We start from the raw sequence: 15,715 nt of genomic DNA, 5'->3' as shown, positions 1-15,715 counted from the left end.
TCTAGTATAAGAATAATACTCAAGTGTTGTAGTGTTCGATCATTTTGACTAAGGCATAGATTGCTTGATTCGCCGGCGCAGGAATCCCATATTGTTTACCTTTTCTGACAATTAACCCGTTCAGATAGTCGATTTCAGTGGGTTTGCGTCGGGCAATATCTTGACCGGTAGATGACTTTTGCGTCGGCATCGTTTTAGGGATTTGATCGATGACGTATTTGGCATCCTTGTCGCTCATCGCTATCCCTTCGTGCCGGGCGATGGCGACGACTTCGCGACCCAGTTCGTCGATCAGATCACGAACTGACTCCACGGCGACCATATCGCCGTATTGAATTTGTCCGATGGCCGAGATCCCGTTGTAGCAACAGTTAACCAGAAATTTGTACCAGAGATCTTGGCGCACATCCGCTGATACCTTGCAGGGAACCCCAGCTGCTTCGAACAGATGCGAAACTGATTTCAGCTGTGTTTGGATTTCGCTATCGTGCGCACGCTCGGGCTCCCAGCCACCGATCGCGAGTTCGCCCCGGCCGTGATGTTTGAGGTGGCCAGGGCCCGCCATGGCGGTCGCGACGTAGACAACTGCCGGGTAAACCGGGTTGTCGATCAGTTGGCGAATCCTATGGCAATTATCGACTCCATTTTGCAGGCTGAGAATGATCGCGTCGGGCTTTAAATAGGGTTTGATTAACTCGATTGTCTTACCACTATCTGGCGATTTCACGCAAAAGAGAATCAGGTCTGCCTGATCTATGACGTTAAGCTGCTCGGTGGCTTTGACCGAAACATACTCTTTAAACGACAAGCAGTCCATATACAGACCATCGCGCTTGATCGCCTCAACGTGGTCGGGTCTCGCGATCATGGTCACATCGTGCCCAGCTCGCGCGAGCATGCCACCGAAAAAACAACCGACGGCACCAGCGCCCATCACAATAACCTTCGGATCTTTCATTTTGTAGATTTCCATGAAATGAGACAACAGACCAAATTCTCTTGAAACAGTTGGATTTAGAAGGCTTCTATCATACGATGTTGTTTGGGGGTGGATTCAGCGCGAGCCTGCCCGATACGATCGTCACAGACGACATACCCACAAGCGGAGACAAAATGAAAAGGATTCTATCCATGCTAAGTGCCATGACGATTGCCGGCGCAGCGTCGGCACAGCAAGCAACGATGCCATTACCAGCCGTTGCACCCGAATCTGCTGGATTTTCAGCAGATGCGTTAAGCCGGATTGACCGTTTTTTTGATCGTGAAATCAAGGCTGATCGAGTACCTGGAGCCGTGCTGGCAATCGCGCGTGAGGGCAAACTCGTTTACTACAAAGCATTCGGGTTTCGTGACAAAGCACAGAATATCGCGATGACGACCGATACGATTTTTCCGTTGGCGTCGATGACCAAAATCATGGCTTCGGTCGCAGCTTTGACGTTGACTGAACAAGGGCGTTTGCCGATTCAAGCAAAGCTGACTGATTATTTTCCAGCCTTTGCTGAGATGAAAGTTGGATTGCCGCAAGCGGACGGCAGCTTGAAGTATGAGCCACAGGCGCGTCCCATCCTGATTCATGACTTAATGCGTCATACGTCGGGTTTGACTTATGGTGGTCGTGGTGACGACCCGATTTCCAAGCTTTATCCAGCCGGTGATGCACCACCGCTTGAGGGTACGATTGATCAGTTTATCGAGAACATCACTAAATTGCCGCTCGCGCACCAACCGGGTACGGTTTTTGAGTACAGCTTTTCAGCCGATGTACTGGGTGCGGTTGTTGAAAAGGTGACTCAGCAACGTTTGGGTGAATACTTGTACAAAACCGTTTGGCAGCCCCTGGGGATGAAAGATGCAACGTTTCATGTCGCTGCAAACAAGAGGGCGCTGTTAGCTCAGCCGTTTCCAAATAATCCCCTTGACGGTAAGCCGCAGCAGATTCGTTTCTTGAAGCAAGATACCAAATTCGATTGCGGGGGAGCTTGCTCATTTGCGACAGTCGGTGATTATTTACGCTTTGGGCAGATGCTTGCCAACGGCGGCGTCCTCGATGGCAAGCGTATCCTGAGCCCACAAGTGGTGGCTTGGATGACCGCTAACCATCTTGGCCCAGAAATCAAGAATCGCGTTGCGGTGATAGAACCTCATCGCGAGGGCTACGGTTTTGGCCTTGGCGTGGCTGTCAGAATGCAACCCGGTATCGCTGCCATCCCTGGTAATGTCGGTGAATACACCTGGAATGGTGCCTACGGAACCGCGTTTTTTGCGGATCCAAAAGAGCGGTTAGTTGTCGTGCTTGGCACGGCTGCACCAGGTGATTTGCGCAAATACTATCGCGAGCAAGTGCAGGATCTCGTCTATGGAGCAATGACAAAGTAAGCGCACACTAACTTTGTACCAACAACGAGACCGCTGGGCACTGTCCCACCCCAAGTCTGATGACTTTGGGTGGGTATATGATCCAGATTAGTTAACCCACTTGGCAAGGATCCGTTTGTACTCGCCGGACTCTTTGCTCAGATGCAGCCACGTGTCGAAGAAGGCTTTCATTGCTACATCGCCTCGGGGTAGTAAGAAACTCATCTCACCATATTGCAGTGGTTTGTCAGGATTGATGGCGCAGAGCCCTGGTTTGCTTTTCTGCTGCACGATGGTCTCGACTGACTCTGAAATCATGACATCTGCCTTGCCCTGCAGGATCTGATCAAAGATGGTTACGTTGTCGTTGTACACAATCACCTTTGCATTAGGCAGGTTGGCACGGACGAATTTCTCGTTGCTGCCGCCTGGATTGGTGATCACGGTGACGGTTGGTTTGTTGATATCCAGCACGGTCTGATATTTTGCCTTGTCTTCGCAGCGGGCGATCGGTGCTTTGCCATTGACCATGTAAGCGGTCATGAAACCTGTTCGCTTGGCTCGGTCTGTGGATACAGAGATACCGCCGACCGCAACATCGCATTTCTCGACGAAATCATCGAGCAACTTTGGCCAGCTTGATTTGATTAACTCTACTTCAACGCCCAAACTTTTCGCTGCTGCCTGGATCAGATCAATATCTAAACCCTCAAAGCTTCCGTCTGGTTTTGCTAGTGAAAACGGTTTGTAGTCGCCCGGCGTACAAACTCTTAACTTATTGGTTTTGATGATCTCATCGAGGCGGGATGGATTCGTTTGCGCGATGGCACCTAGGCTTAAGAGGGCCAGCCCAGCGCCTGCAAGCAATTTCTTGATTGTTTTCATGTTCATGTCTCGGTCCCTAAAAAAGTTCAGGTAGTATGCCATGCCACTGCTTGTTCGATCATTTTTTGATAGTCGGTGGTGACAGCTAAATCAACCGCTCTATCAAGAACTTTCTCGTCTAAGCCTGGCCAAGTCCCGTATGTTTTTCCGCCAGGGACTCGATCACCCAGGATCAAAGCCAAACTGCCGTGACCGTGATCGGTGCCATTGCTCCGGTTGCTTCTCAGGCGTCTGCCAAATTCGGTCATGACGATTAACGTATAGGGCTGGTGTCTGGCCCGCATATCTTGCGCGAAGGCCTCGAGGGCTACCGACAAATTGTTAATGACGCCTTTGAGACGTCCCGGCTGACCTTCGTGCGTATCCCAGCCAGTTTGATCGACCCAAGCGTACTGCATCCCGACACCGGCTTCGATCATTCTGGCGACCGACCGTAACCCGACACCCGGATCGTTGTTGGGATAGGGCGTTTGTCCAGCAGTCTGGTAGGGGGCGATTTTATTGTCGGATGTTTTGGGCAGCGCCCGGTTTAGCTGCGCCATGCCTTCAGTGTGTACACGCATGAGGTCTGCGGCAGGCTGTTTGCGCTCTGCGTTACACAAGGCCATCAGAATATTCTGGCCTGTCTGCCCACTGGGTATGTTCACGCCATTTTGCAGATCCCGGATCGCCATCGCACCCGGGGATCCTTGCATTGAACGCGGTACGTTATTACTGCCAGCAAATAGCGGTACGCCTACCGAGTTTCGACGGCTCGATGTTGGATTATTCACCTGACGAGTTAACCAACCGAGATTGTCAGACAGATTGTTGAGTGAGTTCACGCCTCTTTCGATCATTTCTTGTGCTTCAAAATGTGACCGAGTTTCGTTCAGGAGGCCAACTGCAGGCCACACGGCCAGGTGACCGGAGAGGTAAAGCTTGGCAAGGGCCTGTGCGCTTGGATGCCAGTAAAGCGTAGTTTGCCCCATGGTGACGAGTCCACTTGCTTCGCTTGTATTAAAACGCATTTCTGGTGGACGGGCTGCTTTGAAGTTTTCATCGTCGAGCGGCGACAAGATAGCGAGACCATCTGCTGCGCCTCTTTGAAAAACAATGATCAGTGGTCCATCAGCGAGACTTTGCGATAAGCCTGACGATGTTCGTGCGATTGCCAGCTGATTGATACCAGCAATTGGCCCGATCAAGACGTCGCTTGCGCTTAGTGCTAGACCTGCGACGGTCGTTTTTAAAAAATCCCGCTTATTGGTATTGATCATGTGGATCTTCCCTTTGCCCTACACAGGTAAGTCAGTGTCTGGTTTGATAGCTTCGGTCTGAAAAGACGGCGACCAGGCGAGATATCCAATCATTTTGCGAGCTTCCTTGACACTGAGTACTGTGTCAGCGGGATTAATTTGTTGTGCGGTTAGGATTGCTTGCCAGAGTTCTGGTCTTGGTTCGCCAAGCAAAGCGACATCCCAGTGCGACATCAGTTGCGCGTAGGAGGCCGATCTTGACAGGCCACGGTAAGGATCCCATTCGCCAGTGTCCCACCAGTTCTCTGCTAAACCTTGTATCAAGCTGATGCGTTGCCGCAAATAGCCAGCTGAGAGGAGACTGGACACACCATCCGGCGGCCCTTCTGGCGAGACCCAGCTGTAGATTGCTGGCCCAGCGGCTTCGATGGGACCGAGAATGTTTGCTTGGGTCAGATCGAAAGGTAGCTGCACCGCTTGTGCAAATACGGCAACGAGGCGCATTGGGTTGCGTACCTTTTGTCGTTGGGACTCAGGCATCCGTAAGGCTTCTTTTGCCAGATGTTGATAGACAAGCGCCAACTGGTTGGGTGCCCGCAGGTGCTGGATAAAAAGCTTGGTCGTACTGTCGATCAAGGCCTTCGGTGGATTGTCGCTGATCATGCGTCTGACTAGTTTAGTCATCACATGATGGGCCGTGGCAGGATGGCTGGCACACAGATCCAACACCCGCTGACCGTCTTTCATCGCACCACTGTAAGGGTTGAATTCAGTCGCGAGCACTCGTTTCTGGTAGTTGTCATGCCACGCTTCGACGTACTTGAAGCGCCCCGTTTTTTCGAGGCGCTGACCGCCACCGATACCTGACCCATCTTCGACGGTCCAGCCAGTAAAGGCCCGCGCCGCTTCATAGACGTCTTGGTCAATATAGCCTTGTGGTTTGGCTTGCGCGGCCCCGGGGACACTGCGCCACTCGGCGTACAGGTCATTGAGATAGGCATCACGACCCAAGGTGTGAAGTTCAAATAATTCACGTGCGTAGTTTTCGTTGGCGTTACCGGCTTTCGAGCTTCGGTTGTTCAAGTAAAACAGCATGCACGGATGGGTAGTCGTGGCTTCAAGAAATTGACGAAAATTACCCAAAGCGTGACGCTGAATCACTTCACGCTCAAAGTGAGGGATGAACGCCTCAACCCCGCCCTCGTAGCCATTGACTGAAAAATGATCCCGCCAGAAACCAACCCATTGATCTTTCCAGGGGTTCTGGCTGCGGACAGCATTGAGTAGTGCGGCAGCTTGAGTTTCTTGTCTGGGTCTACGGCGCTCTGGATGAGGTACCGCCTCTTCGCGCGCAACGTAGGGAAACAAGGCTGGCAGGTCTGCGTGTAACAAACTCATGGGTCTGAGTTCATCCAGCGCTGGCCACGCGCGACCATCGTTATATTGACCAGCAGGGTAGCGAATTCGTAGAGCGGTCTGGGATAATTCTTTACTCATTTTGCGTCGCTTGCCTCACCTCAAGAGAGATTCAGATAGCTTAACAAACCTAAAGTTCAGATTTTTTCATTGACCCCAGAGGCCGCTTCAGGCGTGCCGCAATCAATTATGTCCGTTGAAAGCCAGTGTATGAATTCTTCGCGACGTCATCGCAAATTTTTCGGTAATTGGCCATACCACCGGCGTAAGGCATAAAGACACGAGGCTTGCCGGGCACATTCGCACCCAGATACCACGAGTGTTTTGCTTGCGGCAGCAACGTTGCATTGGCAGCTACGTTTACCTCTTGCACCCAATCATTTGCGGCTTTCGCTGTTGCTTCGATCTTCTGTAAGCCATTGGCCTGCATGTCAGCAATACAGTGGGTAATCCAATCGACGTGTTGCTCAATCGCGACTGGCATGTTGCAAAGAACCGACGGACTGCCTGGCCCCGTGATGGTGAACATATTCGGGAATCCCGGCACTTGCAAGCCGAGATAGTTACTCGGGCCGGTCGACCAAACGTCCTTGAGTGCTGTATTGTTCTTGCCTGTGATATTGATGTTGAGCAAAGGCCCAGTCATTGCATCAAAACCCGTTGCGAAAACGATGATGTCGAGTTCGTATTCTTGATCGCCGATTTTGATGCCTTTGGGCGTGATCGAATCAATCGGCGTTTTGCGCAAATTGACGATCGAAACATTGTCGCGGTTGTAGGTTTCAAAGTAGTGCGTGTCGACTGGTGGCCGTTTAGTTGCAAAGGGATGATCGATATCAGCCAAAACCTCTGCTTTGGCAGGGTCCCTTACGATGGCGCGGATCTTCTCGCAAACGAATTCGGCCATGGTGTCGTTTGAGTCTTTGTTGATCAGGATATCGTCAAAGCAGGCGCGAAACTCAAGACCACCTTTTTCCCAGGCTTTTTCCATGATGGCACGACGCTCTGCCTCTGGTGTAGCAATCGCAGACCGTGGCACCATCCTGAAGGCATGGCCATTGGTGTTGGTGTGCATGACATGACGAATATCGCTGATTTTTTCTTTCGCAAACTGTTTGAACTGATCCGTCAGGGGGGCGTTTCGTGACGGGATGCTGTAGTTGGCGGTACGCTGAAACACCGTTAAGTGACCAGCTTGTTCGGCGATCACAGGGATGGCCTGAATGCCAGTTGAACCGGTTCCGATAATGCCTACGCGCTTGCCAGTGAAATCGACGCCTTCGTGTGGCCACTGACCCGTGTGATACCACTCGCCACCAAATGACTCCAAACCGGCAATTTTTGGAATATTGGCGGATGAAAGACAACCCACAGCAGTGATGAAGTATTTGGCAACATAGGTATCACCTGCATCAGTCGTAATGTGCCAACGATTGCTTGCTTCGTGGTATTTGGCTGCGGTTACGCGAGTCTTGAATTTGATGTTGGCTTTGAGATCGAATTTCTTTGCGACATGACCTAAATACTGGCGAATCTCGGCGTGGTCTGGATAGCGCTGTGTCCATTCCCACTCTTTGACCAGTTCGTCAGAAAAGTAGTACTGATAAGAGTGGCTCTCAGAGTCGCAACGTGCCCCGGGGTAGCGGTTCCAGTACCAGGTACCACCGACCTCGTCTGCGACTTCAATCACTTGCACCGACAGGTTTAATTTATCGCGTAAGGACAACAGTTGATAAAGGCCGGAAAATCCAGCACCAATAATCAAGGCGTCGACTTCGATCGCGCCTGAAGTAGAGACGATTTTACTTTCTGGGGTTGCAGCGATTGCCATGGTTTAACTCGTGTCTCGAAAAAAGGGGTTTATTCCGTGTTTTTATTTATTTATTGAGCTATGTTAAAGCAAATCTCTCCAGTGTAGCGGTCAATCCGAAGGCACGAAAAGCGAGTTGCAGCCGAGCGATAGGCTTCTGCTATTCAGTGCAAACCCTAATGGCTGATATGAGTAACAAGGACGTCGTGAAAGATATACTAGGCTGAAGTGCAGTCAAAAGCACGAAAAGATCGGTGAGCGGCACTTGGACCGTCTGACTGCTTAGATAATCTGGAGACATTAATGAAACTTCGTTCACTGACGACTGCGTTGGCGAGTGCTTTCGCGATCGCAGGCTTGGGTTTGACAACTCAACTCTCGCACGCAGCAATTACCAGCGATGTGATTCGTATCGGTTTTGCGACCGACATGTCGGGTCTTTATGCCGACACAGATGGCCCCATGGGCGCAGAGGCCATCCGCATGGCAATTGCCGATGCAGGTGGCGCGATCGACGGTAAAAAAATCGAGCTATTGGTTCTCGATCATCAGAACAAGCCTGATATCGCTGCCTCCAAAGTGCGTGAGTGGTTTGATCAGCAAAAAATTGATGTGCTGATCGGTGGATCGAACTCGGCTGTGACCCTCGCCATGAGTCCGGTTGCGACAGAGAAACAGAAACCCTTTCTTGCCGTAGGCGCTGGATCCTCAGACATTAGCGGTAAATACTGTACCCCTTACATGATTCACTACGCTTACGACACCACTGCCCTAGCACGTGGCACGGCTGCGGCGGTGCTCAAGAGCGGTGGCAAAGATTGGTTTTTCATCACTGCCGATTACGCCTTTGGTCATGCACTTGAACGCGATGCTGCCAATGTCGTTAAAGCAGGAGGCGGATCGGTCAAGGGCGCAGTGAGGGTGCCTCTGTCATCGGCTGACTTCTCGTCTTATTTGCTGCAAGCTCAGGGCTCAGGCGCAAAAATCCTTGGCCTAGCGAATGCGGGCGGCGACACCATTAACTCTATCAAGGCTGCAAATGAGTTTGGCGTCGCGAAAACGATGGGCATGGCTGGCCTATTGGTCTACGTGAATGATATCCATGCGCTGGGTTTAGAGGCAACACAGGGCATGTACTTGACGGACTTCTGGTACTGGAACTCAAATGATCAGAACCGTGCGTTCACTAAGCGGTTTCAAGAGAAATTTCCCAAAAATGTACCGAATATGAATCAGATGGGGGATTATTCTGCAGTAAGTACGTATCTGAAAGCGGTCAAAGAAACACATTCGGTCGATACCGATGTCGTGATGAAATGGATGAAATCCAACAAGATCAACGATATTTTTGCGACCAATGGCTATATCCGACCAGAAGACGGTCGCATGATTCACGATATGAAGCTGATGCAAGTCAAGAAGCCATCCGAATCGAAAGGCCCTTGGGATTTCTATAATGTTGTGGCAGATTTGAAAGGTGAAGATATTTTCGGGACACTTGCAGAAAGTGCCTGCCCGCTAGTAAAAAAATAAAGAGCGCAATCCCTGATCAGGCAGAAGACTGGGTGACCGGTTTTCTGCCTGTTTTCTTTTTGATCCAGTGTTCAAGATCGTCGATGTAGGTAAAGACAACTGGGATGACCAGAAGACTTAGCATCGTTGAGGTCATCAGGCCGCCAATTACCGCTATCGCCATCGGTGATCGAAAGCTTGGATCAGATCCTAAGCCCAATGCAATGGGCAACATTCCCGCTGTCATCGCGATGGTCGTCATGACGATGGGTCGAGCTCGTTTATGGCAGGCATCCACCAGCGCGTCGAATCTCTGCATCCCCTGGTGTCTGGCGGTAATGGCGTATTCGACAAGCAGGATTGAATTCTTCGTCACAATTCCCATCAACATGAGCAAGCCGATCAAAGACGGCATCGAAAAGCTTTTGCCGGTGATCAATAAGGCAATGAAAGCACCTCCCATTGAAAGCGGCAGCGCGCCAAGAATCGTAATCGGTTGCATGAAATCGTGAAACAGCAACACGAGAATCATGTAGATACACAACAGTGCAATTAGCATGGCTAACCCGAAGCTGGCGAACAATGCCGTCATCTCTTGCGCGTCACCGAGCTGTGCTTGTCTGACGCCCGGTGGCAAGTTGCGCAGGGTGGGCAGCGCCATCGCATCGGCGTAAGCTTCACCCAGCGTTCTGCTGCCAAGCTCGACATCGAGAGACACGTTGCGACTGCGGTTAAGTCGATCAATTTGAGCAGGGCCACTATCCATCGTCATACTGACCACGTTGCCGAGCATCACTGGGCCGAAGCGCCCCGGCACGGTAAGCCGCTTAAGCGCTTCGATATCTGTCCTTGCCGAGTCGGGTAGTTTGACCCGAATCGGGATTTGCCTTTCAGACAGGTTCAGCTTGGGCAAACTGACGTCATAGTCACCACTTGTGGCAATGCGGACTGTTTCAGCAATGCTTTGGGCCGTCACCCCGAGGTCTGCGGCACGGGCGAAATCCGGTCTGATGATGATTTCTGGTCTAACCAGACTGGCCGATGACAGCACGTTACCTATACCCTTTAGCGTGCGTAATTCCCGTTCGAGCGACTGGGCGGCAGCCCCCAGCGCGACGGGGTCTTCGCTTTGCAAAACAATTTGCATCTTGACACCGATATCCTGCGCGCCGACGGTGACTCGCACGCCCGGCTCATGGGCCAGCAATTCACGGATTTTGCCCTCAACTTGCTGCTGGTTGTCGCGACGATCATCGCGGTGAGTCAGGATAAGTGTCAACGCTGCTTTGCGCACTTCTGGGGCTGTGCCAACCGCGAAGGCATCGCCTGATACCCCTGCACCGACGGAGCTAAATACACTTTTAACGTCCGGCAGTTGCTCTAGCTTTGTCCGCACCCGCTCGGCGGCTTGCAAGGTGTCCTTCAAGTTGCTGCCCGGTGCGCGTTCGACGTTGACCATGGTCTGCGCACGATCAGCAGCTGGCACAAAGCCGGTTGGCAGCAGGGGCACGAGAGAGATTGACCCGATAAAGAACAAGGTTGCCGAAAGCATCGTGACTAACCGATGCGTCAAACACCAGTTGACGAGTTTTAGGTAGACCACCATCACTTTACTATCAACTTGAACTTCAGCGTTGCCTGACTTGGTGGGCTTCAACAGGTAGGCTGACATCATCGGTGTCAACAGACGTGCGACGACCAACGAAGCAAAGATAGCAACGACAGCCGTCCAACCGAATTGTTTGAAAAACTTGCCCGGGATGCCCGCCATAAAAGCTGTCGGCAAAAATACCGCGATGAGAGCAAAGGTGGTTGCGATGACAGCCATCCCGATTTCGTCGGCAGCCTCCATTGCCGCTTGAAAGGGCTTTTTACCCATGCGTAAATGTCGTTCGATGTTTTCAACTTCGACGATGGCGTCGTCCACTAAAATGCCCACAACAAGAGCCAGCGACAGCAAGGTGACTGTATTCAACGTAAAGCCAAATAGATACATCCCTAAAAAAGCCGGCACGACAGAAAGCGGCAACGCGGCCGCTGACACGACGGTTGCTCGCCAATCACGTAAAAACCACCAGACCACCAACACTGCAAGAATCGCGCCCTCATAGAGCAAGTGCATGGAGCCTCTGAAATTCTCTTCGGTCTGTGCGACGTTGTCGATTTCTTCTTTGATTGTTATTTCTGGTCGTGCCTGCTGCAAGCGACCAATGACCTCTCTTGCATTTTTCGCCAGTGCGACTTCGTTAGCACCTTTACTGCGCATGATTTCAAAGGCAACCACAGGCCGCCCGTTAATGAGTGCGATAGACCGTCGCTCTGCGGTGGAGTCCGTAATCGTCGCAATCTGATCTAGCCTGATTCGACGACCGTCAATTAAAGACAGATCGAGCTTGTTCAAATCAGCCGCCACAGTCGCTGTAGCAATGGTTCGTACGGCTTGCTCTGCGCCGCCAACATCTCCGCGACCACCGGGCGCTTCTTGCTGGATCTGACGCAGCCGATGCGAAACATCGGCGGCAGTCACATCGAGCGCTGACATTTTTTGAGGGTCGAGTTCTACTTTGATTTCTCTGGTGAGCCCCCCGAGTCTTTTTACCCGACCGACCCCATTCGTGGACAACAGTTGCTTGCTGATTGTATTGTCGACATACCAGGATAGCGCCTCTTCATCTATCTGGTCAGAGCTAACTGAATAAGTGAGCAGTGGCTTACCTGCCGTCGTGGTGCGCAAGACCGTTGGGTCTCTCACATCCCCTGGTAGCTCAGCGCGTACCCTGCTAACGGCGTCGCGCACGTCGTTGACGGCTTCCATGGTGTCTTTTTCGAGCACGAATTCGACAGTGATACTGACTGTGCCCTCAAGAATTTTGGTGCGCAGATTTTTAATCCCTTGCAACGTTGCGATCGAGTTTTCAAGCTTTCGAGCAACTTCCGTTTCGAGGGTGGCAGGAGCGGCCCCCGGCAGATTTGCCTCGACGGTGACGGTGGGGAGTTCGATGTCGGGAAAATCCTGCACGCCTTCCGCCTTAAACGCCAGTAACCCAGCGATCGACAGCAGGATGAACAGCAGGATTGCTGGGATAGGGTGCTTGATTGAAAAGGCGGAAAAATTCATTAACGATCCTGCTGTTTGCTGGGCACGGGCTGCGGTTGCTTCGACTCGCCTTGATCGATAGCAACAAGATCCCCGTTAGACAGGAATCCCGCGCCGGACTCAGCAACCAGATCATCGGTTGTGACGCCTTCGATAATCTCTACGCGTTTATCAAAACGCGATCCTAATTTCACTTTGAGTTGCACAACACGATTGTCGGCACCGACTTTAAAGACATAGGTAAAACCATCCCTGACTACCACGGACTCTTGTGGCAGAGTCAGCCCGGTTGTTTGACCTAAATCGAATTTTCCGGAAGCAAACATGCCGGCACGGAGTGACACATCCTCATTGCTGAGGCTGGGCAAATCGACATACACAATGGCGGTACGAGTTTGTGTATCGACCGTCGGTGCAATCATACGGACGGTGCCGATGACCGGATTTTGTCCCCTGGTCAGACTGGCAGGGTATATCTGTACTTTTGCCGCCGGTGTGATGCGCCCGAGCTCTTCAGCAGTCACCTCGGCACGCCATTCAAGTCTGCCTTGACGAACCATTTTGAATAGCTCGGTTCCCGCGGGCACCACTGCGCCCACAGTAGCCTGCCGTGCAGAAATAATGCCGTCATCTGGCGCGCGCACTTGTGTATTACGCAAACGCAACGCTTGGACGTTGACTTGAGCTTTGGCCGCTTCAAGTCTTGCGTTAGCTGTTTGCTCTGCTGTGAGATATTGACTAATTTGCTGCGCCGACAGCGCCCCGGAGTCTTTCAGATTGCGAGCACCTGCGGCGTTGGCCTGAGCGTCAGACAAGGCTGCGGCGGCTTCTGCGGCCTGAGCTTTCGTGACTGCTAAATCGGCGTTGACCGTATCTGTGGAGAACGACGCCAGGATTTGCCCGCGTTTGACTCGATCCCCGACATTGACCAAGACCTCTGCCATACGTAAGCCGCCTACTTCGGTGCCGATTGAAGCTTCTTGCCAGGCCGTGATGCTGCCGTTAGCTGACAAGCTAGAGTCGATCTTAGCGGCGACTGGATGGGTAACCGTGACAGTCAATCCCGGTTTGGCTGTGGCGACTGCTGCGGATCCAGGTAACGGTAATGGCAACAACACGCTGGTGGCAATTATGGACATTAAAACAATGCGTTTCATTACTTCATGCCTTTTTGATCGTTTGTTGTCTTCGGAAACGCACTAGGCGGTTGAACCAGATCACCTGCTTGCCATCCGCCACCGACCGCACGATAGAGTGCGATCCATGCGTTGACATGATCACGTCGTATGCCCATTAAGATGTTGTCTGCGTTAAATGATAATCGTCTGGTTTCTTCGAGATCCAACACGCTCGCCAAGCCGAAATTGTATTTCTCCTGCGTAGCACGCAAAGCGACGTGATAGCCCTGTGAGGCAAGGAGTGCGTCCTCGTCCCTGATACGAAGGCTATCCAACGTGATCAGGGCGTCTTCGACTTCTTTCACTGCCAGGCGGACTTGGCTTCGATATTTCGTTTCAGCGGTTTGGTAGGCGACCCAAGCCGTGTCTTCGTTGGCAGCGCGCCGCCCGGCATCGAATAGTGGCAGGGTGAGGGATGGCCCCAGTGACCATGTCCCGCCATTGAGTGACGCATCACTTGAACTGAAATTAAACGGGCCGATATTCCCGGTCAAAGCCAGGCGCGGCAATCTCTCCGCTATCCGCACCCCAATGTCTGCGTTGGCTGCGACCAGTTGCTGTTCAGCTGAAGCGACATCGGGTCGTTGCGATAGCACCTGGGCGGGTATTTGTGTGACAGCAAAGTCGATTGGCGCTGGCAATTGTCCCGACTTGCCTGTGAGCCTCGCACGCAGATCCCCTTCGGCCATGCCGGTCATGGCTACTATTGCCTTGACTGTTAAATCGCATTCGGCTTTCTGAGCCACTGCACGTCCGGCTCCTTCAGCGGCACTGGCGCGGGCGAGCGATGCATTCGCAGGAGCCTGAAAGCCTGTGGCGGCTAGTTGGTTTGTCAGTCTTGCCGTCGCCTCGCGGGACGCGGCATCGCCCTCTGCCAAGGCTTGTAGCTGTTCGCAAGCGCGGTAATTGTTGTAGTGATTTGCAGTGTCGGCAGCCACTGAAATCCGGGCACTGTGCCAATTGGCGACTTCCGACGTGAGACGAGCTTGTGCAGCTTGACTATTTCGTTGTAAGCCGCCGAAGAGGTCAAGTTCCCAGCTTGCTTGGACTTGCGCTTGGCTGGTTGTGCCCAGCGTGATGGCATTAAGGATGGTTGTGCCCCTGCTAACTGATCCTTGTGCCGAGACATCGGGTAAGGCCGCGGCATAACGAGAAACGAGAAGGGCTCTAGCCTGCGCGATGCGAAGTGCCGCCTCCGCCATGCTAGTGCTCTGCCTTTGCGCTGCATCAATGAGTTCTAGCAGCAGCGGATCGTTAAATTGACCCCACCAGGCATTTAACCCAGTCAGGCTCGCTCCATGCGGTTGTGCGGCTATCCAGCGCTCCGCTTGGTTGGGTACACTTGTCGCTTGCTCTGAATCAAAGTCTGGTCCAACGGTCATGCACCCAGTCAACGCCAACAGCGACGCGAAAGTAACAATTAAATGCGCTATTTTTCTGACACGAAAATCCGGCAAATCGGTCAAATCAGGCCCCCATTTTGTCGGCAAGATCAAGAATATCTTGAGCGACGACATCCCAAGCCCTGTCTGCTTTGAGATCGGTCGTTTGATTCTCGGCGTGTTCGGTCGGGCGGGCAAAAAAGGCGGTCCTCAGTCCCACTGCCTGAGCGGCAGCAAGATCGTAATTATGCGCCGCGCACATCATGACTTCATCGGGTGCTAGGTCGAGAATTTCGCACACGCCCAAATAGGTTTGCGGCTGCGGTTTATAGCCCTTGAACAGCTCGGTGGACAAGATGACGTCCCAGTCAGTGCCACTAAACTTTGCAAGATTCGTTAGTAGCGCCACATTACCGTTGGATAAGGGCCCAATGATAAATTTCTTTTTGAGCCTGGCGAGCCCTGGGGCCGAATCGGGCCAGGGAGTCAGACGATGCCAGACTTTATTGACGTGAATCCGTTGTGCTTCGGTTAAATGTTCAAGGCCGAATTGCGGGATTAAAAACTCGAGTGATTCGCGGTGCAGAATGTCGAGTTTGGTGTAAGGCCTGTTGCCACTGCGAACGACTTCCATCTGAGGTTGATAACGACCTCTCCATGCAACGGCGAAGGCATGCCAGTCGATGTGGACGTTGTTGGCATTGCCCCATTCGGTGAGGTCGCGTGTGATGCCGCCACGCCAGTCGACCACACTGCCAAACGTATCGAACACCATTGCTTTGATTTGTGTGGGATGAAACGCCATGTTGATAGCCCTCAGATCTCGTTGCAGTAGCGAG

At 52.3% G+C, this 15,715-nt stretch carries 11 protein-coding genes; 2 read left to right on the top strand and 9 right to left on the bottom strand.

The window, feature by feature from the left end; translation table 11 throughout:
* Window positions 1–19 precede the first annotated feature (19 nt).
* Entirely contained in the window at window positions 20–958 is a 939-nt protein-coding gene (locus tag BCM14_RS05625) for a ketopantoate reductase family protein (protein ID WP_106227070.1), read from the bottom strand.
* A 155-nt stretch (window positions 959–1,113) separates the two neighbouring features.
* Here BCM14_RS05625 and BCM14_RS05620 point away from each other — a divergent pair, with 155 nt between their 5' ends.
* Window positions 1,114–2,379 (top strand): serine hydrolase domain-containing protein, encoded by a 1,266-nt coding sequence (locus BCM14_RS05620; protein ID WP_106227069.1) that lies wholly within the window; start codon window positions 1,114–1,116, stop codon window positions 2,377–2,379.
* An 87-nt stretch (window positions 2,380–2,466) separates the two neighbouring features.
* On the opposite strand, the gene BCM14_RS05615 is transcribed toward BCM14_RS05620, so the two are convergent.
* The 4 genes from BCM14_RS05615 to BCM14_RS05600 form a co-directional block, all read right to left on the bottom strand.
* Window positions 2,467–3,249, bottom strand: a complete 783-nt coding sequence (locus tag BCM14_RS05615) for a transporter substrate-binding domain-containing protein (protein ID WP_106226959.1) — start codon at window positions 3,247–3,249, stop codon at window positions 2,467–2,469.
* A 20-nt stretch (window positions 3,250–3,269) separates the two neighbouring features.
* Window positions 3,270–4,502: a DUF1501 domain-containing protein gene (locus tag BCM14_RS05610; protein WP_106226958.1), complete on the bottom strand. Its 1,233-nt coding sequence runs from the start codon at window positions 4,500–4,502 to the stop codon at window positions 3,270–3,272.
* Window positions 4,503–4,520: 18 nt separating this feature from the next.
* Window positions 4,521–5,978 carry a DUF1800 family protein gene (locus tag BCM14_RS05605; protein WP_106226957.1) on the bottom strand — a complete coding sequence of 486 codons (1,458 nt, stop codon included), beginning with the start codon at window positions 5,976–5,978 and terminating at the stop codon, window positions 4,521–4,523.
* A 106-nt stretch (window positions 5,979–6,084) separates the two neighbouring features.
* Window positions 6,085–7,728 carry a flavin-containing monooxygenase gene (locus tag BCM14_RS05600; protein ID WP_106226956.1) on the bottom strand — a complete coding sequence of 548 codons (1,644 nt, stop codon included), beginning with the start codon at window positions 7,726–7,728 and terminating at the stop codon, window positions 6,085–6,087.
* Window positions 7,729–8,010: 282 nt separating this feature from the next.
* On the opposite strand from BCM14_RS05600, the gene BCM14_RS05595 reads away from it, so the two are divergent.
* Window positions 8,011–9,240: an ABC transporter substrate-binding protein gene (locus BCM14_RS05595; protein ID WP_106226955.1), complete on the top strand. Its 1,230-nt coding sequence runs from the start codon at window positions 8,011–8,013 to the stop codon at window positions 9,238–9,240.
* A 16-nt stretch (window positions 9,241–9,256) separates the two neighbouring features.
* Here BCM14_RS05595 and BCM14_RS05590 read toward each other — a convergent pair whose 3' ends face one another.
* From BCM14_RS05590 to BCM14_RS05575, 4 genes are read right to left on the bottom strand one after another with little or no spacing between them, the layout of a single operon-like run.
* The gene (locus tag BCM14_RS05590; RefSeq protein WP_106226954.1) at window positions 9,257–12,337 is read right to left on the bottom strand and encodes an efflux RND transporter permease subunit; all 3,081 of its coding nucleotides are present in this window, start codon (window positions 12,335–12,337) and stop codon (window positions 9,257–9,259) included.
* A complete protein-coding gene (locus BCM14_RS05585; protein WP_106226953.1) occupies window positions 12,337–13,473 on the bottom strand; it encodes an efflux RND transporter periplasmic adaptor subunit in 1,137 nt (378 codons plus the stop codon). The genes BCM14_RS05590 and BCM14_RS05585 overlap by 1 nt, the downstream gene beginning before the upstream one ends.
* The gene (locus BCM14_RS05580) at window positions 13,473–14,984 is read right to left on the bottom strand and encodes an efflux transporter outer membrane subunit (RefSeq protein WP_259673435.1); all 1,512 of its coding nucleotides are present in this window, start codon (window positions 14,982–14,984) and stop codon (window positions 13,473–13,475) included. The genes BCM14_RS05585 and BCM14_RS05580 overlap by 1 nt, the downstream gene beginning before the upstream one ends.
* A complete protein-coding gene (locus BCM14_RS05575) occupies window positions 14,962–15,681 on the bottom strand; it encodes a haloacid dehalogenase type II (RefSeq protein ID WP_106226951.1) in 720 nt (239 codons plus the stop codon). Before BCM14_RS05575 ends, BCM14_RS05580 begins: the two co-directional genes overlap by 23 nt.
* Window positions 15,682–15,715: the final 34 nt, after the last annotated feature.

The sequence above is a fragment of the Jezberella montanilacus genome (assembly GCF_003003055.1).
Lineage (GTDB): Bacteria > Pseudomonadota > Gammaproteobacteria > Burkholderiales > Burkholderiaceae_B > Zwartia > Zwartia montanilacus.
This window is presented reverse-complemented; position numbering and strand designations above follow the sequence as displayed.